Source organism: Streptomyces sp. NPDC006012 (genome assembly GCF_042871185.1).
Classification (GTDB): domain Bacteria; phylum Actinomycetota; class Actinomycetes; order Streptomycetales; family Streptomycetaceae; genus Streptomyces.
Map to the genome: position 1 here is coordinate 1 of NZ_JBIAIE010000031.1, position 25,830 is coordinate 25,830.

The 25,830-nt window shown below is 71.2% G+C and carries 13 protein-coding genes, 1 tRNA gene and 1 rRNA gene; 11 read left to right on the forward strand and 4 right to left on the reverse strand.

Features of this window, described 5'->3' with window-relative positions; translation table 11 throughout:
- The 3 genes from rrf to ACFYPJ_RS34005 all read left to right on the forward strand — a co-directional run.
- Positions 1-87, forward strand: a 5S ribosomal RNA gene (rrf, locus tag ACFYPJ_RS33995); the annotation flags it as partial.
- A gap of 114 nt (positions 88-201) precedes the next feature.
- Positions 202-864, forward strand: coding sequence for a DegT/DnrJ/EryC1/StrS family aminotransferase (locus ACFYPJ_RS34000; protein WP_389025522.1), 663 nt, complete (start codon positions 202-204; stop codon positions 862-864).
- An 85-nt stretch (positions 865-949) separates the two neighbouring features.
- Positions 950-1,022, forward strand: a tRNA-Thr gene (locus ACFYPJ_RS34005).
- A gap of 80 nt (positions 1,023-1,102) precedes the next feature.
- On the opposite strand, the gene ACFYPJ_RS34010 is transcribed toward ACFYPJ_RS34005, so the two are convergent.
- Positions 1,103-3,853: a SpoIIE family protein phosphatase gene (locus tag ACFYPJ_RS34010; protein ID WP_389025453.1), complete on the reverse strand. Its 2,751-nt coding sequence runs from the start codon at positions 3,851-3,853 to the stop codon at positions 1,103-1,105.
- Positions 3,854-4,282: 429 nt separating this feature from the next.
- Between ACFYPJ_RS34010 and ACFYPJ_RS34015 the strand changes: the two genes are divergently transcribed.
- From ACFYPJ_RS34015 to ACFYPJ_RS34050, 8 genes are all read left to right on the forward strand, one after another.
- Positions 4,283-9,733 carry a HAMP domain-containing protein gene (locus ACFYPJ_RS34015; RefSeq protein WP_389025454.1) on the forward strand — a complete coding sequence of 1,817 codons (5,451 nt, stop codon included), beginning with the start codon at positions 4,283-4,285 and terminating at the stop codon, positions 9,731-9,733.
- Positions 9,734-9,920: 187 nt separating this feature from the next.
- Positions 9,921-10,607: a two-component system response regulator gene (locus ACFYPJ_RS34020; RefSeq protein ID WP_389025455.1), complete on the forward strand. Its 687-nt coding sequence runs from the start codon at positions 9,921-9,923 to the stop codon at positions 10,605-10,607.
- Positions 10,608-10,729: 122 nt separating this feature from the next.
- A complete protein-coding gene (locus ACFYPJ_RS34025) occupies positions 10,730-13,465 on the forward strand; it encodes a DNA translocase FtsK (RefSeq protein ID WP_389025456.1) in 2,736 nt (911 codons plus the stop codon).
- A 274-nt stretch (positions 13,466-13,739) separates the two neighbouring features.
- Positions 13,740-14,582, forward strand: a complete 843-nt coding sequence (locus tag ACFYPJ_RS34030) for a helix-turn-helix domain-containing protein (RefSeq protein ID WP_389025457.1) — start codon at positions 13,740-13,742, stop codon at positions 14,580-14,582.
- A gap of 92 nt (positions 14,583-14,674) precedes the next feature.
- Positions 14,675-16,153 (forward strand): 30S ribosomal protein S12 methylthiotransferase RimO, encoded by a 1,479-nt coding sequence (gene rimO, locus ACFYPJ_RS34035; protein ID WP_389025458.1) that lies wholly within the window; start codon positions 14,675-14,677, stop codon positions 16,151-16,153.
- The gene (pgsA, locus tag ACFYPJ_RS34040; RefSeq protein ID WP_389025459.1) at positions 16,150-16,896 is read left to right on the forward strand and encodes a CDP-diacylglycerol--glycerol-3-phosphate 3-phosphatidyltransferase; all 747 of its coding nucleotides are present in this window, start codon (positions 16,150-16,152) and stop codon (positions 16,894-16,896) included. Before rimO ends, pgsA begins: the two co-directional genes overlap by 4 nt.
- The gene (locus ACFYPJ_RS34045; protein WP_389025460.1) at positions 16,893-17,438 is read left to right on the forward strand and encodes a CinA family protein; all 546 of its coding nucleotides are present in this window, start codon (positions 16,893-16,895) and stop codon (positions 17,436-17,438) included. Before pgsA ends, ACFYPJ_RS34045 begins: the two co-directional genes overlap by 4 nt.
- A 109-nt stretch (positions 17,439-17,547) precedes the next feature.
- On the forward strand, positions 17,548-17,922 hold the full coding sequence (locus ACFYPJ_RS34050) for a helix-turn-helix domain-containing protein (protein WP_016432287.1): 375 nt from the start codon (positions 17,548-17,550) through the stop codon (positions 17,920-17,922).
- Between the two features lie 738 nt (positions 17,923-18,660).
- On the opposite strand, the gene ACFYPJ_RS34055 is transcribed toward ACFYPJ_RS34050, so the two are convergent.
- From ACFYPJ_RS34055 to ACFYPJ_RS34065, 3 genes are all read right to left on the reverse strand, one after another.
- On the reverse strand, positions 18,661-19,425 hold the full coding sequence (locus tag ACFYPJ_RS34055) for an SDR family NAD(P)-dependent oxidoreductase (RefSeq protein WP_389025461.1): 765 nt from the start codon (positions 19,423-19,425) through the stop codon (positions 18,661-18,663).
- Between the two features lie 32 nt (positions 19,426-19,457).
- Positions 19,458-20,300 (reverse strand): DNA-formamidopyrimidine glycosylase family protein, encoded by an 843-nt coding sequence (locus tag ACFYPJ_RS34060; RefSeq protein ID WP_389025462.1) that lies wholly within the window; start codon positions 20,298-20,300, stop codon positions 19,458-19,460.
- A gap of 212 nt (positions 20,301-20,512) precedes the next feature.
- Positions 20,513-25,747 (reverse strand): ATP-dependent helicase, encoded by a 5,235-nt coding sequence (locus tag ACFYPJ_RS34065; RefSeq protein WP_389025463.1) that lies wholly within the window; start codon positions 25,745-25,747, stop codon positions 20,513-20,515.
- Positions 25,748-25,830: the final 83 nt, after the last annotated feature.

Here is a 25,830-nt window from a genome sequence, read left to right on the forward strand (position 1 = left end):
GGTTACATTCCGAACCCGGAAGCTAAGCCTTACAGCGCCGATGGTACTGCAGGGGGGACCCTGTGGGAGAGTAGGACGCCGCCGAACTAATTTTGCAGAGGGTTGGTCCCTGAATTCGATTCAGGGACCAACCCTTTTTTGTTTGCCGTAACGTGACGTTCACGTTGCGCGCCCAGCATCCAACGCATGGGTACTGCTGCCTTGCTCAGCGCCGCCGGTGTCGGAGCCGGTGACGAGGTCATCGTGCCGGCCTTCGGGAACGTCGAAGTCACCGAAGCCGTGGCCCGCACCGGTGCTCTTCCGGTGTTCGCCGACATAGATCCAGTGTCGTACTGCCTCGACGCCTGTGCGGTGGAGGCTGCGGTGACGTCCCGAACCGCGGCGGTGGTCGTGGTCCACCGCTTCGGACGGCGGGCGGACCTGGCCCGGTTGCACGGCCTCGGGCAGCGCCACGGCCTGCTGGTGCTGGAGCGGGCCGAGACCGAAGTGCCGTACGACGAGATCGCTCAGCGGCGGCAGCGAGCCGCCTATCTCGATGCCAGGCTGCGTGGCGTACGGACCCCCGACGACGGGGACGGGCACACCTTCCAGCAGTACGTCGTTCGCGTGCCGGGCAACGGCCGGCCGGACCGGGACGCCTTCGCACGGGCCGTGCGGGTCAGGGGAGTCGAGTGCCGCGTGCCGGTGAAGACGCCCGTGCACCGGCTGCCCGAGTTCCGCCGGTGCGTGGCGCTGCCCGAGACCGAGCGTGCCGCGGACGAGACGCTGGCGCTGCCCGTGGACGCCACGCTGACGAAGCGGGACATGCAGCGCATCGTGTCCGCGTGCAATGTGCTCGGGGGTCTGCTTCAGCCCGCTTTCTGAACGACCACGGAACGAATTTGGGAGCGCGACTCCGTTCGGGGTATGCTCTCTTTCGTTGCCGGGGGAAACCTCGAAAAGGCAACAGGCCCCTATAGCTCAGTCGGTAGAGCGTCTCCATGGTAAGGAGAAGGTCAACGGTTCGATTCCGTTTGGGGGCTCCGATGAGAAAGGGTCCCACCCGGTCGGGTGGGACCCTTTCTTGTTTCCCGGGTTTCCGGTGCGGTGTTGTCCGGCCGTTTCAGTCCGTTTGCAGGCCCGGGACGCGCATCGCCAGGATGGCCATGTCGTCGGACGGAGCGTCGGACGCGAAGCGTTCCACCGCGCGCATGATGCGTGCCGCGACCGCACCGGCCGTGAGACCCGTGCACGTCGTGAGGACGTCCGCGAGTCCGTCGTCGCCCAGCATGCGGGTGCCCTCGCGGCGTTCGGTGACACCGTCCGTGACACAGAGCAGGACGTCGCCCGGGTCGAGGGTGACCGTCTCCTCGTACAGCTCCAGGTCCTCGATGACGCCGAGCAGCGGCTGTGGTTCGGCGGCGGCCTCCACCGTGCCGTCCTGGCGGAGCCGGAGGGGGAGCGGATGGCCCGCGCAGACCACCTTCAACTCCGCGCTGCCGTCCGGCTGCGGGCGCATCTCGCCGTACAGGAGTGTCAGGAACCGGCTGCGGGCGCCCTCGTCGAGGATGGCCGAGTTCAGGCGTTCCAGGACCGCGGGGCCGCTGAGGCCCTCGCGGGCCAGCAGGCGCAGTGCGTGCCGGGCCAGGCCGGTCACCGCCGCGGCGTTGGGGCCCGTGCCACAGACGTCGCCGATGGCGAAGCCGTAGGCGCCGTCGCTGATCGGGAAGACGTCGTAGAAGTCGCCGCCGACCTCGTTGCCCTCGCCTGCCGCGCGGTAGATGACCTCCACCTCGACGCCGTCGATGTGGGGGGTGCCCGGGGGCAGGAGGCTGCGCTGGAGGGCCTGGCTGATGGCCGTGCGCTCCGAGTACAGGCGGGCGTTGTCCAGGGCCAGGGCGGCCCGGCGGGACAAGTCCTCGGCCAGCTCCAGGATCTCCTGCCGGAAGTGCTCGTCGGTCGGCTTGCCCAGGGTCAGCATGCCGATGACGCGGTTGCGGGCCACGAGCGGCAGGACGACCGTCTCGCCGCCCACCGCTGAGGCGGTGGCGAGCGTGGGGCCGATACCGGCCGAGATCTGCTGCGGCCGGCCGCCGCTCAGGCCGAGGCTGCGCATGGACGTGCGCAGCGCCGCCTGGTGGGCCACTTCGCCGGGCGCCGTCCAGACTCGCGCGCCGGGGGTCGGCACCGAGTCCGGCGGCGGGACCTTCGACAGCAACGACTTGATGCCGTCGATGAGTTCCTCGTCCTCGTGCAGGACATACGACAGGTACGGTTCCGACGCCTGGTCGGCGATGGTGTAGACGGCGCACCACGTGGCCAGGGTCGGCACCGTCATCTGTGCCATCAGGGCGAGCGTCTGGTCCCGGTCGAGGGTGCCGGCGAGCAGGTCGGAAGCCTCCACCAGGAAGCTCAGCGAGCCACGTCGCAGCCGCTCCAACTCGCCCAAACGGGCCGATTCGACGGCCAGGGCGATGCGGTCGGCGGCGAACTGGAGGCGCAGGGCCTCCTCGTTCGAGTATCTGCGGGGCGCCTCCGCGGCGACGCCGAGGGAGCCCGTGAGGCGGCCCTCCACCTTGAGCGGGACGGTGACCACCGAGCGCATGCCGGTGCCGTCCAGCAGCGGAGCGGCGCCGGGGACGGCCGCGAGGTCGTCGTGGACGGCGGGCATCCGGGCCGATCCGTACCGGCCGGGGCCCGCTTCCACGGGGACGCGTGCGAAGCGCTGCCGGGCCGAGGGCAGGCCGGTGGAGGCGCGGACCTCCAACTCCGTTTCGTCGTCGGTCGCCAGGAGCAGGAAGGCGGAGTCGCCGTCGAGCATGTCGCGGGCGCGCTCCACCGTGCGCTGGAGGAGGCCGTCGAGGTCGTCCGGGGCGGGCGAGCCGATGAAGACCTCGAAGGGGTCGGCGCCCTGGCCGTCGGCAGCCGGGGGAGTGTCGGAGGCCGGGCCGCGCAACGGGGTCTGCAGGACGGCGCGTTCGTGGTCCCGTACCAGCAGGCAGACCGTGGACGGATCGCCGCCCGTGTCGCGCACCCGCAGGTGGGAGGCGTACACCGGGGTGACCCGGCCGTCGGCGCCGCGGATGCCGTAACTGCCCTCCCAGCGGGAGAGACGCAGCGCCTCCGCGATGCCGGTGCTGGTGCCGGGGGTGTGCGGCCAGGCCGCGAAGTCGGTCAGGGGCTTGCCGGTGACCTGGTCGGGGTGGTAGCCGAAGAGTTCCCCGGCGTCGTCGTTCCAGGACGTGACGGCGCCGTCACGGTCGATCTGGACGACCGCCACGCGGACCCGGCCGTCGGCGAGCGGCAGCAGGTCGGTGGGCAGGGACGGGCCGGCCGTGCGGGTGCCGACCGGGCGCTCCGGCTGGTCGAGCTGGAACCAGACGTTCTTGTGCGTCGGTGTGTAGTCGACGCCCCAGCGGTCGGCCAGGGCCGCGCACAGCTGGAGTCCGCGGCCGCCCTCGCGGTCCGGGCTGCCCATGTTGACCGCCGCGCTCTGCAGCGGCACCTCGCGCTCCGGGTAGCGGTCGGCGACCTCGATCCGTACGCCGTTCTCGGTGCGCAGACACAGCACGTCCGCGTGCGTACCCGCGTGCACCACCGCGTTGGTCACCAGTTCGCTGGTGAGGACCACGGCGTCGTCGACGATGTCGGCGAAGCCCCAGCCCTGGAGCGTGTCGCGGACGAAGGACCGGGCGGTCGCGACGGATCGCCCCACGGGCTCGAACGTGGCGGCCGCGCGCGCGGTGATCACTGAACTCCTCGGCCGGTTGTCGACGGAAACGACTGCGTGGCCGGTCTGCTCGCGCTGCTGCGGCATCCGCGTGCCCTTCGGCCGGTCCGGGGGCTGTCCCCCGGGGATCAGTCCGGTGGTCATGGTTGTGCGGCCGCCCCTCCGATGCCCGCTCGTGCTCGTGCCACCGCCCAGGCCGGCCGGACCGGTGCGGCTGGACAGCCGCATGCAAGGTTACTTACCTTCGCGGTCCGGACGAATGCCGGTCGCCGGTGTTTACGCCCCCCGGGTGTGCGGACGATGTGCAAACTGCCGAACTGTTATGGCCTGGTTCGGCGAGGGTGAAACACTGGGCAAGCTTCTTGTGAAGGTCCGGACAGGCTGAGTGTGTTCTGTGCACGGGGGGCAGCAGCCCTTGGTGCGGCCGGGTCACATCTGGCAGAAAGGCCCTGCGCAAGACGGTACGCCGGAGTAACCGGTGCGCCGCAGTAATGGGTACGCCGCAGTAATGGGTACGCCGAGCGGTGGTACCCGAGCACGGCAGTAACGGTCGACCCCCGCGGGAGGGACACAGTGGAGTCTGGCGCAGCGACGCGGAGCACGGAGACGCGCGGACGCTCCCAGGGAAAGCAGGGCGGCACCACCACGGTGGACACCGCTGCCCTGAACCGGCTGCACGTGGCCCTCGTCGCCATGCGCGAGGGGAACTTCCGCAAGCGGCTCACGGTTTCCGGCGACGGGGTGATGTCGGAGATCGCCGCCGTGTTCAACGAGGTTGCCGAGCGCAACATGCACCTGACAGGCGAGCTGTCCCGGGTGCGGCGCATGGTCGGACGTGAGGGGAAGCTCACGGAGCGGCTGGAGACGGGCGCCTGCGAGGGCTCCTGGGCAGCCGCCATCGACGCGTCGAACGCGCTCGTCGACGATCTCGTACGGCCCGTCTCGGAGGTCGGCCGGGTCCTGACCGCGGTGGCCGAGGGCGACCTGTCGCCGCGCATGGAACTGCGCACGCACGGGCCGAACGGTACCGGGCATCCGCTGCGGGGCGAGTTCCTGCGGGTGGGGCGGACCGTCAACAACCTGGTCGACCAGCTCTCCACGTTCACCGACGAGGTCACGCGCGTGGCCAGCGAGGTCGGTACCCAGGGCAAGCTGGGCGGTCAGGCCCGGGTGCGCGGTATGTCCGGTTCGTGGAAGGACCTCACGGACTCGGTCAACACCATGGCCCGTCAGCTGACCGCGCAGGTCAGGGACATCGCACTGGTGACCACGGCGGTCGCGCGCGGTGATCTGTCGCGCAAGGTCACCGTCCATGTGGCCGGCGAGATGCTGGAGCTGAAGAACACCGTCAACACGATGGTGGAGCAGTTGTCCGCGTTCTCGTCCGAGGTGACGCGGGTCGCGCGTGAGGTGGGCACCGAGGGCATCCTCGGCGGCCAGGCCCAGGTCCCCGGAGTGGCCGGCGTGTGGAAGGAACTGACCGACTCGGTCAACACCATGGCGGGCAACCTGACCGCCCAGGTGCGGGGGATCTCGCAGGTCACGACGGCGGTGGCCAACGGTGACCTGTCACGGAAGGTGACCGTCCCGGCGCGCGGCGAGGTCGCGCAGCTCGCCGAGACGATCAACCAGATGACCGAGACGCTGCGGATCTTCGCCGACGAGGTCACCCGGGTGGCCAGCGAGGTCGGCGCGGAGGGCAGGCTCGGTGGCCAGGCGAACGTGCCGGGTGCCGCGGGGATCTGGAAGGACCTCACGGACTCCGTGAACACGGTGTTCCGGAACCTGACCATCCAGGTGCGGGACATCGCCGCCGTGACGACGGCGGTGGCGAGCGGTGACCTGTCGCAGAAGGTCACCGTGGACGTGGCCGGCGAGATGCTGGAGCTGAAGAACACCGTCAACGGGATGGTGGACCAGCTCTCGGCCTTCGGCTCCGAGGTCACCCGGGTGGCGCGGGAGATCGGCGTCGAGGGCGAGCTGGGCGGCCAGGCCCAGGTGCCGGGCGCGGCGGGCACCTGGAAGGACCTCACCGACTCGGTCAACACCGCCTTCCGCAACCTCACCGGGCAGGTCCGCAACATCGCCCAGGTGACGACGGCGGTGGCGAACGGCGATCTGTCGCAGAAGGTCACGGTCGATGTCTCCGGCGAGATGCTCCAGCTGAAGAACACCGTGAACACCATGGTGGACCAGCTGTCGAGCTTCGCCGACCAGGTGACCAGGATGGCCCGGGACGTGGGCACCGAGGGCCGCCTCGGCGGTCAGGCCCGGGTGGACGGCGTCTCGGGCACCTGGAAGGAGCTGACGGACTCCGTCAACTTCATGGCGGGCAACCTGACGTCCCAGGTGCGGCAGATCGCCCAGGTGACGACGGCGGTGGCGCGGGGCGACCTGTCGCAGAAGATCGACGTCGACGCGCGCGGGGAGATCCTGGAGCTCAAGAACACCATCAACACGATGGTCGACCAGCTCTCCGCCTTCGCCGACCAGGTCACCAAGGTGGCCCGCGAGGTGGGCACCGAGGGGCGGCTCGGCGGGCAGGCCCAGGTACCCGGCGTGGCGGGCGTGTGGCGTGATCTGACCGACTCCGTGAACGGCATGGCCGGCAACCTCACCGCCCAGGTCCGCAACATCGCCCAGGTGGCCACGGCGGTGGCGCGGGGCGACCTGTCCCAGAAGATCACCGTGGACGCCCGCGGGGAGATCCAGGAGCTGAAGAACACCCTGAACACGATGGTCGACCAGCTGTCGTCGTTCGCCGAGGAGGTCACGCGCGTCGCGCGCGAGGTGGGCACCGAGGGCATGCTCGGCGGCCAGGCCGAGGTGCAGGGGGTCGCGGGCACCTGGAAGGACCTCACGCAGTCCGTGAACTTCATGGCGAACAACCTGACGATCCAGGTGCGCAACATCGCCGAGGTCACCACCGCGGTCGCCAAGGGCGACCTGTCGAAGAAGATCACGGTGGACGCGAAGGGCGAGATCCTCGAACTCGTCACCACGGTCAACACCATGGTCGACCAGCTGTCGTCCTTCGCCGAGCAGGTGACCCGGGTGGCCCGCGAGGTGGGCACCGAGGGGATCCTCGGCGGCCAGGCGCACGTGCCGGGGGTCACCGGCATCTGGAAGGACCTCAGCAACAACGTGAACCTGATGGCCAACAACCTGACCATGCAGGTGCGCAACATCTCCCAGGTCTCGGCGGCCGTCGCCAACGGCGACCTTACCCGCCAGGTGACGATCGAGGCGCGCGGCGAGGTGGCGCAGCTCGCCGACACCATCAACACGATGGTCAAGACGCTGAGTTCGTTCGCCGACCAGGTCACCAAGGTGGCCCGCGAGGTGGGCACGGACGGCATCCTCGGCGGCCAGGCGCACGTCCCCGGCGTGGCGGGCACCTGGAAGGACCTCACCGAGTCGGTGAACGGGATGGCGTCCAACCTGACCGGCCAGGTCCGCAACATCGCCATGGTCACCACGGCCATCGCCAAGGGCGACCTGACGAAGAAGATCGACATCGACGCCCGGGGCGAGATCCTCGAACTCAAGACGACGATCAACACCATGGTCGACCAGTTGTCGAGCTTCGCCGAGGAGGTCACCCGGGTCGCCCGCGAGGTGGGCACGGAGGGCCAGCTGGGCGGGCAGGCGCGGGTGCGCGACGTGGACGGGACCTGGCGGGACCTGACCGAGTCCGTGAACGAGATGGCCGGGAACCTCACCCGGCAGGTGCGGGCGATCGCGCGGGTGGCGACCGCGGTGACCCGTGGCGACCTGAACCTGAAGATCGACGTCGACGCGTCCGGCGAGATCCAGGAGCTGCAGGACTACATCAACAAGATGATCGCCAACCTGCGCGACACCACGATCGCCAACAAGGAGCAGGACTGGCTCAAGGGCAACCTCGCGCGCATCTCGGCGCTGATGCAGGGGCGCCGCGATCTGGAGGACGTCGCCTCGCTGATCATGAGCGAGCTGACGCCGGTGGTCTCCGCGCAGCACGGCGCGTTCTTCCTGGCGATGCCGATGGTCGACGGCAAGGACCGGAACGTCGAGGACGAGGACGCGTACGAGCTGCGCATGCTCGGTTCGTACGGCTATTCGATGGGCTCCATGCCGACGTCGTTCCGCCCCGGTGAGGCGCTGATCGGGACGGCCGCCAAGGAGAAACGCACGATCCTGGTGGAGAACGCGCCCAGCGGTTATCTGAAGATCTCCTCGGGGCTCGGCGAGGCGCCGCCCGCGCAGGTGATCGTGCTGCCGGTGCTGTTCGAGGGCAAGGTGCTCGGCGTGATCGAGCTGGCGTCCTTCACGCCGTTCACACACATCCAGAAGGACTTCCTCAACCAGATCGCCGAGATGATCGCGACCAGCGTCAACACCATCTCGGTGAACACCAAGACCGAGGTGCTGCTGAAGCAGTCGCAGGAGCTGACCGAGCAACTGCGGGAGCGCTCGGCCGAGTTGGAGAACCGGCAGAAGGCGCTCCAGGCGTCCAACGCCGAGCTGGAGGAGAAGGCCGAGCTGCTGGCCCAGCAGAACCGCGACATCGAGGTCAAGAACACCGAGATCGAGGAGGCGCGGCAGGTCCTGGAGGAGCGTGCCGAGCAGCTCGCGGTCTCCATGCGCTACAAGAGCGAGTTCCTGGCCAACATGTCCCACGAGCTGCGCACCCCGCTGAACTCGCTGCTGATCCTCGCCAAGCTGCTCGCCGACAACGCCGACACCAACCTCACGCCCAAGCAGGTCGAGTTCGCCGAGACGATCCACGGGGCCGGCTCCGACCTGCTCCAGCTGATCAACGACATCCTGGACCTGTCGAAGGTCGAGGCGGGGAAGATGGACGTCTCTCCGACGCGTATCGCGCTCGTCCAGCTGGTGGACTACGTGGAGGCCACGTTCCGGCCGCTGACCGCGGAGAAGGGGCTGGACCTGTCCGTACGGGTCTCTCCGGAGCTGCCGGCCACGCTGCACACCGACGAGCAGCGCCTCCTGCAGGTGCTGCGGAACCTGTTGTCGAATGCGGTGAAGTTCACCGACTCCGGGTCGGTCGAGCTGGTGATCCGGACGGCGGGTGCGGACGTTCCGGTGGGCGTCCGGGAACAGCTGCTGGAGGCCGGTTCGCTCACCGACGCGGACGCGGAGCTGATCGCCTTCTCGGTGACCGACACCGGGATCGGCATCGCGGCCAGCAAGATGCGGGTCATCTTCGAGGCGTTCAAGCAGGCGGACGGCACGACCAGTCGCAAGTACGGCGGTACGGGTCTCGGGCTGTCCATCTCGCGGGAGATCGCGCAGTTGCTCGGCGGCGAGATCCACGCGCAGAGCGAGCCGGGGCGCGGCTCGACGTTCACGCTGTACCTGCCGCTGCACCCGAGCGAACTGCCGCCGCAGGGCTACCAGCAGTCGGTGCCGGTGCTGCAGGTGAGCGATCTGATCTCCGCCGATCACCAGCTGTCCGAGCTGTCCGCGGCGGAGATCGAGACGCCGGCCGAGGTGAAGTCGTACCAGGAGACGCAGAACGGCGCCGCCGCCCTCTTCCGGCGCCGCCGCAGGGGCGCACCCGAGACCGAACAGCGGTCCGAGCCGCGGCTGGCACCGGAGCGGGGGGCGGCGGCGCCGCCGCGCCGTGGCGTGCGGTTCGGCGGCGAGAAGGTGCTGATCGTCGACGACGACATCCGCAACGTCTTCGCCCTCACCAGTGTCCTGGAGCAGCACGGCCTGTCCGTGCTGTACGCCGAGAACGGCCGTGAGGGCATCGAGGTGCTGGAGCAGCACGACGACGTGGCGGTCGTCCTGATGGACATCATGATGCCCGAGATGGACGGTTATGCGACGACCACCGCGATCCGTCGGATGCCACAGTTCGCCGGGTTGCCGATCATTGCGCTGACCGCGAAGGCGATGAAGGGCGACCGGGAGAAGGCGATCGAGTCCGGGGCGTCCGATTACGTCACCAAGCCGGTCGATCCGGACCACCTGTTGGCGGTGATGCATCAGTGGATGCGGGAGGAGACCGTGTGATGGTGTGGGTTTCGGGGAACCTTCCGGTCTTCCGCTGCGTTTCTGCTATGTGCACAGTGACATCGCGGTGACAGGGTGTGGCGACGGGCGGGGTGCGGCTACCATGACCGGCACAAGGACGGGCGGCGCAAGGGAGTCGTCCCCTGGGGCGGCGCCCGGTGTACCGCCGGGGCGAGGAGGGCGGGCCATGGTGCAGAAGGCCAAGATCCTCCTGGTCGATGACCGGCCGGAGAATCTGCTCGCGCTGGAGGCCATCCTCTCCGCGCTCGATCAGACACTGGTGCGGGCATCGTCCGGGGAGGAAGCGCTCAAGGCACTGCTCACGGACGATTTCGCGGTCATTCTGCTGGATGTCCAGATGCCGGGCATGGACGGTTTCGAGACCGCGGCGCACATCAAGCGGCGGGAGCGGACCCGGGACATCCCGATCATCTTCCTGACCGCGATCAACCACGGCCCGCACCACACCTTCCGGGGCTATGCCGCGGGCGCGGTCGACTACATCTCCAAGCCCTTCGACCCGTGGGTGCTGCGTGCGAAGGTCTCGGTGTTCGTCGAGCTGTACATGAAGAACTGCCAGCTGCGCGAGCAGGCGGCGCTGCTGCGGCTCCAGTTGGAGGGCGGCGGCAAGGGCGCGGTCGGCGGGCCGGGCAAGGAGTCCGCGGGGCTGCTCGCCGAGCTGTCGGCGCGGCTCGCCGCCGTGGAGGAGCAGGCCGAGGCGCTGTCCAAGCAGTTGGACGACGAATCCGCTGACGCGGCTGCGGTGGCCACGGCCGCCCATCTGGAACGCAAGCTGACGGGGCTGCGCCGGGCGCTGGACGCCCTGGAGCCCGGAACGGGCGGCGGTGCCCCGACGCTGCCGACGCAGAACTGACGCCGGCCCGGTCCGCGGTCGCATGAGCGTGCGTCAGTTCTGTGCCCCACTAGGGGCGACACGAACGGGTGAAGCACCGGCCACGCGTGTCCACCGTCGTCTCCCCCGGTAATCTCACATCCATGGCCTCACGTCCCTCCGCAGCGAAGAAGCAGCCCGCCAGGAAGGTGGCTGCTCCCGCGAAGGCTCCGGCGAAGAAGGCCGCCGCGAAGAAGGCACCGGCCAAGAAGGCGCCCGCCAAGAAGGCCGTGGCGAAGAAGCCCGCGCCCAAGCCGGCGCCGAGTCCCACCGGGGGCCTCTACCGGCTCGTGCGGGCGCTCTGGCTGGGCCTCGCGCATGCGGTCGGCGCCGTCTTCCGCGGGATAGGGCAGGGCGCGAAGAACCTCGACCCGGCGCACCGCAAGGACGGTATCGCACTGCTGCTGTTCGGCATCGCGCTGATCGTCGCCGCCGGCACCTGGGCGGATCTGCGCGGCCCGGTCGGTGACCTCGTCGAGATCCTGGTGACCGGTGCGTTCGGCCGGCTCGACCTGCTCGTGCCGATACTGCTCGCGGTGATCGCCGTGCGCTTCATCCGCCATCCCGAGCAGCCGGAGGCCAACGGCCGTATCGTCATCGGCCTCTCCGCGCTGGTCATCGGCGTGCTCGGACAGGTCCACATCGCCTGCGGCTCGCCCGCCCGCAGCGCCGGGATGCAGGCGATAAGGGATGCCGGCGGGCTGATCGGCTGGGCGGCGGCGACCCCGCTGTCGTACACCATGACCGATGTCCTCGCCGTGCCACTGCTCGTACTGCTCACCGTCTTCGGGCTGCTCGTCGTCACGGCCACCCCGGTCAACGCCATCCCGCAGCGGCTGCGGACGCTCGGCGTCCGGCTCGGCGTGCTGCACAAACCGCAGGACGAACAGGGCGAACAGGGCCACGACGCCACCGACGACGAGCGCTACGAGCAGCAGTGGCGCGACGCCCTGCCCGCGCGCCCCCGTGGCCGCCAGGGCGCCCTGCCTGCGTACGACCCCGACGGGGCCGAGCAGGAAGCCCTCTCCAAGCGGAAGGGCCGGCCCAGGCGCTCCGCGGTACCGCAGCCCGCGATGGACCGGCGGCTGGACGCCGTCGACATCGCCGCGGCGGCCGCGGCCGACCTCGACGGCGCCGTCATGCACGGCATGCCGCCCTCGCCGCTGGTCGCCGGCCTCACCCAGGGCGTGAGCGTGGGCGACCGGGAGGAGGCCACCCCGACGCCGGTCCCGACCCCCGTCCCGGCCGCGCGGCCCAAGCAGGAGCGGCTGGAGACCGACGCGGTCGTGCCCGACCTGACCAAGTCGGCCCCCGAGGAGATCCGCGACCTGCCGCCGCGTGCCGAGCAGCTTCAGCTTGCCGGCGACATCACCTACGCGCTGCCCTCGCTCGACCTCCTCACCCGCGGCGGCCCCGGCAAGTCGCGCAGCGCGGCCAACGACGCCATAGTCGCCGCGCTCACCAACGTCTTCACGGAGTTCAAGGTCGACGCGGCCGTCACCGGCTTCACCCGTGGGCCGACGGTCACCCGCTACGAGGTCGAACTGGGCCCCGCCGTCAAGGTCGAGCGGATCACCGCGCTCACCAAGAACATCGCGTACGCGGTCGCCAGCCCGGACGTGCGGATCATCAGCCCCATCCCCGGCAAGTCCGCGGTCGGCATCGAGATCCCGAACACCGACCGGGAGATGGTCAACCTCGGCGACGTGCTGCGCCTCGCGGAGGCCGCCGAGGACGACCATCCGATGCTGGTCGCGCTCGGCAAGGACGTCGAGGGCGGCTACGTGATGGCGAACACCGCGAAGATGCCGCACGTCCTCGTCGCCGGCGCCACCGGTTCCGGCAAGTCGTCCTGCATCAACTGCCTGATCACCTCGATCTTGATGCGGGCGACCCCGGAGGACGTACGGATGGTCCTGGTCGACCCCAAGCGCGTCGAGCTGACCGCCTACGAGGGCGTCCCGCACCTGATCACGCCGATCATCACCAACCCGAAGCGGGCGGCCGAGGCGCTCCAGTGGGTGGTGCGCGAGATGGACCTGCGCTACGACGACCTGGCGGCCTTCGGCTACCGGCACATCGACGACTTCAACGCGGCCGTGCGCAGCGGCAAGGTGAAGGTGCCGGAGGGCAGCGAGCGGGAACTCCAGCCGTACCCGTACCTGCTGGTCATCGTCGACGAGCTGGCCGACCTGATGATGGTCGCGCCGCGCGACGTGGAGGACGCGATCGTGCGTATCACCCAGCTCGCGCGCGCCGCCGGCATCCACCTCGTGCTCGCCACCCAGCGCCCCTCGGTCGACGTGGTCACCGGACTCATCAAGGCGAACGTGCCCTCGCGGCTCGCGTTCGCCACCTCCTCGCTCGCCGACTCGCGGGTCATCCTCGACCAGCCCGGCGCCGAGAAGCTCATCGGCAAGGGCGACGGGCTGTTCCTGCCGATGGGCGCGAACAAGCCCACCCGTTTGCAGGGCGCGTTCGTGACCGAGGAAGAGGTCGCGGCCGTGGTCCAGCACTGCAAGGACCAGATGGCGCCCGTCTTCCGGGACGACGTCACCGTCGGCACCAAACAGAAGAAGGAGATCGACGAGGACATCGGCGACGACCTCGACCTGCTCTGCCAGGCGGCCGAACTGGTCGTCTCCACGCAGTTCGGATCGACGTCGATGCTGCAGCGCAAACTGCGCGTCGGGTTCGCCAAGGCGGGCCGGCTCATGGACCTCATGGAGTCCCGCGGTGTCGTCGGGCCCAGTGAGGGATCCAAGGCCCGGGACGTTCTGGTGAAACCCGACGAGCTCGACGGCGTGCTCGCCGTGATCCGCGGGGAGTCTGAAGGATAGGGAAGGTCCGTTCGGCGGTCTGGATTCAGCCGGGTGGGGCATGACCGTGATCCACCCGTTAGAGATCGGCGGGCAACCGTTTGCCTTTGTGGTACGTCAAGTTGAGCGAGTGGCCAGGCGTGGGTCCCGTCCGGGGTCCGGGCCCGGTCCGTCATCGGGATGACCGGCCATACCGATGGCGTACAAAGTCCTACCGCCCGGTTGCCCCACCCTTTCGTACCCCCCCTAGACTGAATTTCCAGCACAGGTGGCTACACGCTCGAAAGGCGCCCCCGTGTCCATCGGTAACTTCCCTGAAGACGAACGTCCGTTCCCGGACGTGTCCGAGGAACCCCGAGTCTCCGTCGGCCGTACCCTCCGCCAGGCGCGCATCGCGGCCGGGCTGACCGTCGATGACGTCAGCAGCGCCACCCGGGTCCGTAACGCCATCGTGCACGCCATCGAGGCCGACGACTTCGCCCCGTGCGGCGGCGACGTGTACGCCCGCGGGCACATCCGGACCCTGGCCAAGGCCGTACACCTCGATCCGGCCACGCTGATCGCCCGGTACGACGCCGAGCACGGCGGCCGGCCCGCACCCACCCCGACCGCCCCCCTCTTCGAGGCGGAACGTATCCGCCCGGAGCGGCGCGGACCCAACTGGACCGCGGCCATGGTCGCCGCGATCGTCGCCGTGGTCGGCTTCGTCGGCTTCACCGCCTTCAAGGGCAGCGACGGCGGAAACGGCGACAAGGCACAGGTCGCCGAGGGCGCCACGGCCACGACCAGCAACCCCGCCTCCCCGACGCCGACGAAGACCAGTTCCCAGGAACAGACGCCCGCGCCGTCCGACAGCGCCATCGCGGCCGCCCCGCAGGACAAGGTGACCGTCCAGGTGAGCGCCGCCGACGGCCGGAGCTGGATCTCGGCCAAGGACCACAACGGCCGGATCCTGTTCGACGGCCTGCTGGAGAAGGGCGAATCCAAGACCTTCCAGGACGGCTCGAAGATCAACCTCGTCCTCGGCGACGCCGGGGCCGTCCAGCTCTACGTCAACGGCAAGAAGATCCAGGACGACTTCAAGCCGGGCGCCGTCGAGCGCCTCACGTACACCAAGGGCGATCCGGCGGTCGGCTAGCGGCAATCCGGGGGCGCGCGGGTACGGGGTTGGCCATGATCGGCCAACCCCGTCGACGTGGGCTGTCAGTGAGACAAAGTAGTCTTGAGCGCATGCCTGAACGCCGTACCGTCGCACTGGTCACACTCGGCTGCGCCCGTAACGAGGTGGACTCTGAGGAGCTCGCAGGCCGTTTGGAGGCGGACGGCTGGCAGCTTGTCGAGGACGCCACGGACGCCGACGTGGCCGTGGTCAACACCTGTGGCTTCGTCGAGGCCGCCAAGAAGGACTCCGTCGATGCCCTCCTTGAGGCCAACGACCTCAAGGGGCACGGCAGAACGCAGGCCGTGGTGGCGGTGGGCTGCATGGCCGAGCGGTACGGCAAGGACCTGGCCGAGGCCCTTCCCGAGGCGGACGGCGTGCTCGGCTTCGACGACTACGCGGACATCTCCGACCGGTTGCAGACCATCCTGAGCGGCGGCATCCACGCCGCGCACACCCCGCGCGACCGGCGCAAGCTGCTGCCGATCAGCCCCGCCGAGCGCCAGGAGTCGGCCGCCTCGGTCGCCCTGCCCGGACACGGACCCGCGGACCTCCCGGAGGGCGTCGCCCCGGCCTCGGGCCCGCGTGCGCCCCTGCGCCGCCGCCTGGACGGCTCACCGGTCGCCTCGGTCAAGCTCGCCTCCGGCTGCGACCGGCGCTGCTCCTTCTGCGCGATCCCGTCCTTCCGCGGCTCCTTCGTCTCACGCCGCCCGAGCGATGTTCTGAACGAGACGCGATGGCTGGCCGAGCAGGGCGTCAAGGAGATCATGCTGGTCTCCGAGAACAACACCTCGTACGGCAAGGACCTGGGCGACATCCGCCTGCTGGAGTCGCTGCTGCCCGAGCTGGCCGAGGTCGACGGCATCGAGCGGGTGCGGGTCAGCTACCTCCAGCCGGCCGAGATGCGCCCCGGGCTGATCGACGTGCTGACCTCCACCCCGAAGGTCGCCCCCTACTTCGACCTGTCCTTCCAGCACTCCGCGCCCGGTGTGCTGCGCGCCATGCGCCGTTTCGGCGACACCGACCGCTTCCTGGAACTGCTCGACACCATCCGCTCCAAGGCCCCGCAGGCCGGCGTGCGCTCCAACTTCATCGTCGGCTTCCCCGGCGAGAGCGAGGCCGACCTCGCCGAGCTGGAGCGCTTCCTGAACCATGCCCGGCTGGACGCCATCGGCGTGTTCGGCTACTCCGACGAGGAGGGCACGGAGGCGGCGACGTTCGACGACAAGCTCGACCAGGACGTCGTCGCCGAACGCCTCGCACACATCTCCCGGCTGGCCGAGGAACTGGTCTCGCAGCGGGCCGAGGAACGCGTCGGCGAGACGGTGCAGGTGCTCGTCGAGTCCGTCGACGAGAGCGCCGAGGACGGGCTGTACGGCCGCGGTGCCCACCAGGCGCCGGAGACGGACGGCCAAGTGCTGCTCACGAGCGGCGCGGGCCTGGGCGTCGGTCGTATGGTCGAGGCGAAGGTGGTCGGAACGGAAGGGGTCGACCTGGTGGCCGAGCCGCTGCAGGGCTCGCTCGCGCGGAGTGAGGAGACGGGCAGATGACGGGAGCCCCGGCATCCGCCGCGGGTGGCGGGCCCAGCGGCCCCCAGGGGGCCTCGGCCGCCGCGGACGGGGGACTCCCGGGCACGGCGGCCTCCGGAGCACAGGGCGGCACACTGCCCGCGCGCGCCGGGAAGCTGGCGGCCGCGGCCGTCAACCAGGCCAGCGTCTGGAACGTCGCCAACCTGCTGACCATGCTCCGGCTGCTCCTCGTCCCGGCCTTCGTGGCGCTGATGCTGGCCGGCGGCGGTTATGACCCGGCGTGGCGCTCGCTGGCCTGGGCCGCCTTCGCCATCGCCATGATCACGGACCTGTTCGACGGCCACCTGGCGCGCACCTACGACCTGGTGACCGACTTCGGGAAGATCGCCGACCCCATCGCAGACAAGGCGATAATGGGGGCCGCGCTGATCTGTCTCTCCTCGCTCGGGGATCTGCCCTGGTGGGTCACGATCGTCATCCTCGGCCGGGAACTGGGCATCACCCTGCTGCGCTTCCTGGTCATCCGCTACGGCGTCATCCCGGCGAGCCGGGGCGGCAAGCTCAAGACGCTCACCCAGGGCGTGGCCGTGGGGATGTACGTGCTGGCGCTGACGGGCTGGCTGGCCAGCCTGAGGTTCTGGGTGATGGCGGCGGCGGTCGTGCTGACCGTCGTCACCGGCCTCGACTACGTGCGGCAGGCCATGGTGCTGCGCAGGCGTGGAGTGGCCGAGCGCACGGCGGTGCTGGAGGATTCGGAAGCGTGAACTCCGAGGCAGCCGAAGTGCTGCGACTACTCACGGTGAGGGGCGAGACGCTCGCCGTCGCGGAGTCGCTCACCGGCGGGCTGGTGGCGGCCGAGATCACCGCGGTCGCCGGGGCCTCGCAGGCGTTCCGGGGATCGGTCACCGCCTACGCCACAGATCTGAAGCACCGGCTGCTGGCCGTCGACGACGGCCTGCTGGCCCGTCGAGGGGCGGTGGATCCGCAGGTCGCGGCCCAGATGGCGGCCGGGGTGCGCAAAGCGCTGGGTGCCGACTGGGGCATCGCAACGACCGGCGTGGCCGGGCCCGAACCGCAGGACGGGCAGCCCGTGGGCACAGTGTTCGTGGCGGTCGACGGGCCCGTCGGACCGGGGTCCGGTTCTGCCGGTGGCGGAAAAGTCGAGGCCCTGCGGTTGAACGGCCTACGTGCGGAAATCCGTAGGGAGAGTGTACGGAGCGTACTCGCGCTGCTTCTGAAGGAGCTTGCGGGCGAACAGACCGGGAATGAGCGGGCACAGGATACGGAACAGAACGGGGGGTTTTGATGTTTGCAGCCCTGAGTGAACACGACATCGCTCCCCGCACGGCCGCGGCGCAAGGCGGTACGGTGGGGCGAGAAGGATGCGGCTACGCGGTCCGAGGAGGGAGCCACCGATGATTCTGCTCCGTCGCCTGCTTGGTGACGTGCTGCGTCGGCAGCGCCAACGCCAGGGCCGTACTCTGCGCGAAGTCTCCTCGTCCGCCCGAGTCTCACTCGGCTATCTCTCCGAGGTGGAGCGGGGGCAGAAGGAGGCTTCCTCCGAACTGCTCTCCGCCATCTGCGACGCGCTGGACGTACGGATGTCCGAGCTCATGCGAGAAGTGAGCGATGAACTCGCCCTCGCCGAGCTGGCCCAGTCTGCCGCGGCCACCGAGTCCGTGCCTGCGCCGGTTCGCCCGATGCTGGGTTCCGTCTCGGTGACCGGTGTGCCACCGGAACGGGTGACCATCAAGGCGCCCGCCGAGGCGGTGGACGTGGTCGCCGCGTGACGTTCACACGCATGGCCCTGTAACGCGATACGTGGGAGGCCCTGGCCGGGCCCTTCCGGGAAGACCCGGAGGGCATGGTCAGGGCCTCCGTCTTGCGCGCCTGCCGTGCGCCCTACGCCGTCAGTGTTCCCTTTACGTCCATTTGCCGGTACTGGGTGGGGCGGTCATGGTGGAGGGGCGGATCGGGTTCGGATCAGGTTCAAATCGGGCGAGCCGACGGAGGCTACGGAGACTGTGGATGTACGTCGTCAGGAGCGTGCCGTCGGACCAGGAGCCTGGTGTCGGACAGGAGCCCGCTGCCGGATGCGGCCCCCGGGACCGTGGCCGAGGCGCCGCGGAGCGTCCTCGTCGGCCCGCCGCGGTCGGACCGCCGCAGGCGGACGGCAGGCCCGTCGGCGGTGGCCATCGGCCCGGTGGCCACTCGCGTGCGGTCCGATGCTGCATCGGTGAGCCGTCCATGCGCCTGCACGGCGGGTGAGGTGGCGTTCTAGCGTCCGGCTGGAGGTGGGCCCATGGTGCGGCGGACAGTGTGCTGGGGGATGGTTGCGGGGCTCGGCGGGGTGTGGGCGTGGGCCGTCGTGCGCATCGTGCTCGGAGCGGACGTGGGCGCCCTGGAAGGCGCCGTCGCGGCCGGAGGATGGGGGCTGAGCCTGTTGCCGGTGCACTGCATGCCGAAGGCGTCCGCCGCGGGAGCCGTCGGACCCGAGCGGTGGGTGGCCGCCTGGCGGGCCGGCGACGTCACCAGGGCATCGCGACGCCACCGTTCGGACGCAGGATCTGGCCGGTCGTGAACGACGACGCGTCGGACGCCAGGTACAGCACGGCGTGCGCGATCTCCTCCGCGGTGCCGGTCCGGCCCAGCGGCGCCATGCGGGACATCAGCGCCTCGGTGTGCTCCTGCGCCGCGTGGTCGTGGCGCTCGGTCATGGGCGTGCGGATCCAGCCCGGTGCGACCGCGTTGACCCGGATGCCGTGCCGTCCGACCTCGGTCGCCAGTGTTTTTGTGAGCTGCACCACGGCTGCTTTCGCCGCGCCGTAGCAGAGCAGCCCCGGGCCGCCGGTGTCGACGGCGCCGGAGGCCATGGTGATGATGCTGCCCCGTGAGCCGCGGTCGAGCATCAGGCGTGCCGCCTCCTGGCAGGCGTGGAGGACGCCCTTGAAGTTGACGGCCAGCACCCGGTCGAGGTCCTCGTCACGGGTCTCCAGCACCGGGCTGCTGTGCATGATCCCGGCGATCGCCGCCAGCACGTCCAGTTGCTCGCAGGATCGCACGGCCTCCCGCAGCCGCGCCCGGTCCGTGACGTCCAGCCGGTGGATGCGGGCGGTGCCGCCCCGGGCCCTGACCAGGTCCGCCGTCTCGTCCAGGCCGGCCTGGTCCCGGTCGGCGCAGTGCACGGTGGCGCCCGCCTCGGCGAGCAGCACGGCGGAGGCCCGGCCGATGCCGCTCGCGGCGCCGGTGACGAATGCGGTGCGTCCGGTGAGGTCGTACGCCTTGACGGGCATGGAGCGACCGTACGAGTGTTTCTGACGGTTCGTCAATTACTGGTGCGGGGGCGGATCCCGCGGAGCGGGGCGGAACCCGGCTGCGGGGCCGGGCCCCGCTGGCAGTCCGGGCACCAGTAGGTGGGGCGCTCCCGGGAGCCGTCCCCCTGGCCGGCCACCCGGACCGGGGTGTGGCAGCGCAGGCACGGGCGGGGCGCGCGGCCGTAGACGAACAGGTCCTGGCCGCGCCGGCCCGTGGTGGTGCGGACCGGCCGGTCGCGGTTGGCCTCCAGGAGCCGCTTGGCGAGGGCGGGCAGCTGCGCGGCACGGTCCTCGGGCAGGGCGCCCACGGCGAGCCACGGGGTGACGCCGAGCAGGAAGCAGAGCTCGCTCTTGTAGACATTGCCGATGCCGGCCAGGTTGCGCTGGTCGAGCAGTGCCTCGCCGAGGGGCCGGGCCGGGTCGGTGAGGAGGTTGGCGAGGGCTGCTCCCGGATCCCAGTCGGGGCCCAGCAGGTCGGGGCCCAGATGCCCGACGGCGCGGGATTCCTCGGTGGTGCGCAGCAGTTCCAGGACCGGCAGGCGGTAGCCCACCGCGGTGTGCTCCCCGGTGCCCAGGACGACGCGGATCTGATGGGCCGGGCCGCCGCTCCAGCGCCGGCCCTCGCCGTACACGTGCCAGGCGCCGTCCATCCGCAGATGCGTGTGCAGCGTGAGGCCGCCCTCGATACGGGTGAGCAGATGCTTGCCGCGCGGGATGACGTCCAGGACGGTGCGCCCGGTGAGATCGACCGTGGCGTACCGGGGCACCCGCAGGTCGCTGCGGGTCAGCACCCGTCCCGCGAGCGCGTCGTGCAGCCGCCTCGCGGCTTGCCAGACCGTGTCACCTTCGGGCATGGGTCAAGGGTGGCACGGTGGGCGGTGGGAGTGACGGGGCGGAGGGCGGACGGCAGGGCGGTGTGTCCGAGGGCCGGGCGCGGGGCGTGGTGAGAGGCGGAGGGGGCGGCACGGACGCTGGGGGTGGCTGGGCGGACGATCCAGGACGGCTCGGCGGAGGGCATGGGGGTGTGGCCGTCGATCCGTCGTCCGTCCGGCCGGTGCGCCGTGGATCACGCTCTGAGGCGCAGGCCGCGTGGGGTGGCCACGAAGCCGGCTCCTTCCAGCAGGGCGCCGATGGGGGAGGTCAGGGCCGAGGCGCCGTTGATCCGTTCCACCGTGATCGTGCCGAGGGCGTCGGCACGGGCCGCGGCCGCCAGCGCGTCCGCGGCGGTGTGCAGGCGGGGGTCGTCGGCGGGTTCGGTGTCCGGAGCGGCGGGCCAGGCCAGCAAGGTCTTGCCGCCGCGCTCCATGTAGAGCGTCAGCTCGCCGTCCACCAGGACCACCAGCGAGCCCGCCTTGCGGCCCGGTTTGTGCCCGGCCCCGCTCGGTGGCTCGGGCCAGGGGAGGGCCGATCCGAAGGCGTTCGCCGGGTCGGCGGCGGCGAGGACGACCGCCCGGCCGTCGGCGGCGGATGCACGGGGACGGCGGTCGGGGGCGGAGGCTGAGGCGGGGGTACGGGGACGGCGGTTGCCGTATCCGGCACCGTACGGCAGTGCCTGGCCGCCTCGGGGGCCGCCGAGCCCCGGTGAGGCGAGGTCCCGGGGGTCTCGGTGATCTCTGAGGTCTTTGGGAGAGACGTAGTCCCCCGGTGCCGGGCGGTGGTCCGCCGGCCAGGGCAACCCGTCGTCCGGGTCCGGCGCGCCCGCCGTGCCGAGTCCGTGCGCGGCATCGAATCCGGTGGGAGTCGGGTCGGAGGAGGCCGGGCCGAAGGAGGTGGGGTCGAAGGAGTTGGGGTCCGCGCCGAGGGCGGCGGAGGGCTGGTCGCAGGCGGCGGGTGAGGGGTCGGCCTCGGATGCGCCGGAGCGCGGGAGGCCGTTGTTCCCGGTTGGGCCGGGGGCCAGGGAGGCCTCGGGCAAGGCATCGTTCGCGAGTGTGCCCGGGAAGTTGTCGTTCCAGGTTGCGTCGGCGCCCGGGAAGGCGCCGTGGCCGAAGCCATGGGCGTCGTCCCATTCGGGCTCTCGGCCGCCATTACCGGAGCCGGGCACGGCGGGCAGACCGTCGCCACGCTCCCGGGCGTTGGCCACCGCTCGCAGCCGGTCGACGGCACCGTCCATCGCGAACTGCGCCGCGCCCAGTCCTTCGACGACATAGCCGCGCCGGGCCTGGCCGCTCTCCTCGAACGCGGACAGGATCCGGTAGACGGCCGAGAAGCCGCCCTCCACGCCCTCGGCGGCGACCGCCCCGCGGGTGACCACACCGTGCCGGTCGAGCAGCGTACGGGCCAGTGCGTGGGCGCGCACGGTGGTGTCGGGCTCGCGCTGCGGCAGCACGGACCAGCGGCCCGCGACGGTCGGCGGGCCCGCCCGGGAGACGGGCCGGGCGGCGGCCGTCAGGGAGCCGTAGCGGCCACGTGGCACCGTGCGCTTGGCACGGTGGGCCGTGGAACCCGCCGTGCGGCCCGAGCCCAGCAGGGACCGCATCGGGGCCAGCGTGTCGTTCGTGAGCCGCCCGGACCAGGCCAGGTCCCACAGGGCGTCGGCGAGTTGGGGATCGGTGGCGTCGGGGTGCGTGGTGGCGCGGATCTGGTCGGCGATCTGCCGGAAGAACAAGCCGTACCCGCCGGAGAGGGTGTCCAGTACGGACTGGTGCAGCGCGGTCAGCTCCAGGGGGTGGGGCGGCGGCAGGAGCAGCGGGGCCGCGTCCGCCAGATACAGCGACAACCAGCCGTCCTTGCCGGGCAGCGCCCCCGCTCCCGCCCAGACGATCTCCCCGGCCGAGGTGAGTTCGTCGAGCATCGACGCGGTGTAGTTCGCCACGCGCGACGGCAGGACCAGTTTCTCCAGGGCGGACGCCGGGACGGGGGCGCCCTGCAGTTGCTCGACGGCGCGCACCAGCCCGTCGGCGCCGCGCAGACCGTGGCCCCTCCCGATGTGCTGCCACTGCGGCAGGAACTGCGCGAGCGCGGGCGGCGGGACCGGCTCCAGCTCGTGCCGCAGCGCGGCCAGGGAGCGCCGGCGCAGCCTGCGCAGCACGGCCGCGTCGCACCACTCCTGGCCGATCCCCGCGGGATGGAACTCGCCCTGAACGACCCGGCCGCCCGCGGCGAGCCGCTGGAGGGCACCTTCCGTGACCGCCACCCCCAGGCCGAAGCGGGCCGCGGCGGCGGCCGACGTGAACGGGCCATGGGTGCGGGCGTACCGGGCGAGGAGGTCGCCGAGCGGGTCCTTGACCGGTTCGGTGAACGCCTCGGGCACTCCCACCGGCAGCGCCGTGCCGAGGGCGTCGCGCAGGCGGCCCGCGTCCTCCACCGCGGCCCAGTGGCCGGCCCCGGCGATCCGGACCCGGATGGCCCGGCGGGCGGCGGCCAGTTCCCCGGCCCACCGCGGGTCGGCGCCGCGCTCGGCAAGCTCGGCCTCGGTGAGCGGTCCGAGCAGCCGCAGCAGGTCGGCCACGCCCTCGGCGTCCTTGACCCGGCGGTCCTCGGTGAGCCACTGGAGCTCCCGCTCCAGCTCGGTCAGCACCTCCGCGTCGAGCAGTTCGCGCAGCTCCGCCTGGCCCAGCAACTCGGCCAGCAGCCGCGAGTCCAGGGACAGGGCGGCGGCCCGGCGTTCGGCCAGCGGGGAGTCCCCCTCGTACAGGAACTGGGCGACGTAGCCGAACAGGAGGGAACGTGCGAACGGCGACGGTTCGGGGGTGGTGACCTCGACCAGGCGGACCCGGCGGGACTCGATGTCGCCCATCAGCTCGACCAGCCCGGGGACGTCGAAGACGTCCTGGAGGCACTCGCGGACCGCCTCCAGGACGATCGGGAACGAGCCGAACTCGCTCGCGACCTGGAGCAGTTGAGCGGCACGCTGGCGCTGCTGCCACAGCGGGGTACGACGGCCGGGGTTGCGGCGCGGCAGCAGCAGGGCGCGGGCGGCGCACTCGCGGAACCGGGAAGCGAACAGCGCAGAGCCGCCCACCTGGTCGGTGACGACCTGGTCCACCTCGCCCTTGTCGAAGGCGACGTCCGCCGCGCCGACGGGCGCCTGGTCGGCGTCGTACGCCGTGGACGCCTTCGCAGGTTCGTGGTCGAGCAGGTCCAGGCCCATCAGATCGGCGTCGGGCAGGCGCAGCACGATGCCGTCGTCGGCATGCATGACCTGCGCGTCCATGCCGTAGCGCTCGGACAGGCGGGCACCCAGCGCGAGTGCCCACGGGGCGTGCACCTGGGCCCCGAAGGGGGAATGGACGACGACACGCCAGTCGCCCAGTTCGTCGCGGAAGCGCTCCACGACGATCGTGCGGTCGTCGGGGACATGACCGCATGCCTCGCGCTGCTCGTCCAGGTAGGACAGGACGTTGTCCGCGGCCCAGGCGTCGAGTCCCGCGGCGAGCAGCCGCAGCCGGGCGTCGTCCTTGGGGAGCGAGCCGACTTCGCGCAGGAACGCGCCCACGGCCCGGCCCAGTTCGAGCGGGCGGCCGAGCTGGTCGCCCTTCCAGAAGGGGAGCCTGCCCGGCACGCCGGGCGCCGGCGAGACCAGGACGCGGTCGCGTGTGATGTCCTCGATGCGCCAGGAACTCGTGCCCAGGGTGAAGACGTCTCCCACGCGTGACTCGTAGACCATCTCCTCGTCGAGTTCGCCGACCCGGCCGCCACCCTTCTTGGGGTCCGCGCCGGCCAGGAAGACTCCGAAGAGGCCCCGGTCGGGGATGGTGCCGCCGGACGTGACGGCGAGCCGTTGCGCGCCGGGGCGGCCGGTGATCGTCCCCGCGATCCGGTCCCAGACCACGCGCGGGCGCAGTTCGGCGAAGGCGTCGGACGGATAGCGGCCCGCGAGCATGTCCAGGACGGCCGTGAACGCGGACTCCGGGAGTGACGCGAACGGCGCGGCGCGGCGCACGGCGGCCAGCAGATCGTCGAACTGCCAGGTGTCCAGCGCCGTCATGGCGACCAGCTGCTGGGCGAGGACGTCCAGCGGGTTCGCCGGGATCTTCAGCGACTCGATGGCGCCGGTGCGCATCCGCTCGGTGACCACGGCGGCCTGCACCAGGTCGCCGCGGTACTTCGGGAAGACCACCCCGGTGGAGACGGCCCCCACCTGGTGGCCCGCGCGGCCGACCCGCTGCAGACCGGAAGCGACGGAGGGCGGCGACTCCACCTGGACGACGAGGTCGACCGCGCCCATGTCGATGCCCAGTTCCAGGCTGGAGGTGGCCACCACGGCGGGCAGCCGGCCGGCCTTCAGGTCCTCCTCGACGAGGGCACGCTGTTCCTTGGAGACCGACCCGTGGTGGGCGCGCGCGATGACCGGAGGTGCGCCCTGGGCCGCACCCGAGCCGCCCATCAGCTGGGCGGGGGAGTGATGCTCCGCCATGGGCTCCCCGGTCGCCCGTTCGTAGGCGATCTCGTTGAGCCGGTTGCACAGGCGCTCGGCGAGGCGCCGGGAGTTCGCGAACACGATCGTCGACCGGTGGGCCTGCACCAGGTCGGTGATCCGCTCCTCCACATGCGGCCAGATCGACGGCCGCTCCGCGCCCTCGGAGCCGTCGGCGACCGGGGAGCCGGCCAGCTCGCCGAGGTCCTCAACCGGGACGACGACGGAGAGGTCGAACTCCTTGCCGGACTCCGGCTGCACGATCTCCGCCTTGCGGCGCGGCGAGAGATACCGGGCCACCTCGTCCACCGGCCGGACGGTCGCCGACAGGCCGATGCGGCGGGCGGGCCTGGGGAGCAGTTCGTCCAGCCGCTCCAGGGAGAGCGAGAGATGCGCGCCGCGCTTGGTACCTGCGACCGCGTGCACCTCGTCCAGGATCACCGTCTCGACGCCGGTCAGCGCGTCCCGGGTGGCCGAGGTCAGCATCAGGAACAGGGACTCGGGAGTGGTGATCAGGATGTCCGGCGGGCGTGTCGACAGGGCACGCCGCTCGGCCGCCGGGGTGTCACCGGAGCGGATGCCGACCTTCACCTCCGGTTCGGGCAGGCCCAGGCGCACGGACTCGTGCCGGATACCGGTCAGAGGGCTGCGCAGGTTGCGCTCGACGTCGACGGCGAGGGCCTTGAGCGGCGAGACGTAGAGCACCCGGCAGCGGTTCTTCGGGTCGGCCGGGGGAGGGGTGGAGGCCAACTGGTCCAGAGCGGCGAGGAACGCGGCCAGCGTCTTGCCGGAACCGGTCGGGGCCACCACCAGCACGTCCGAGCCCTGCCGGATGGCCTGCCACGCGCCCGCCTGGGCCGCGGTGGGCGCGGAGAAGGCCCCCGTGAACCAGCCGCGGGTCGCGGGGGAGAAGCCGTCGAGGGCTCGATGTGCGGAGCTGACCATGCGTCCATCCTGCACCCGAGCACTGACAAACGCTCTGACCTGCGTAAACGTAGTCGTTGGCCGGGGTGACCAGCGGTCGGCGG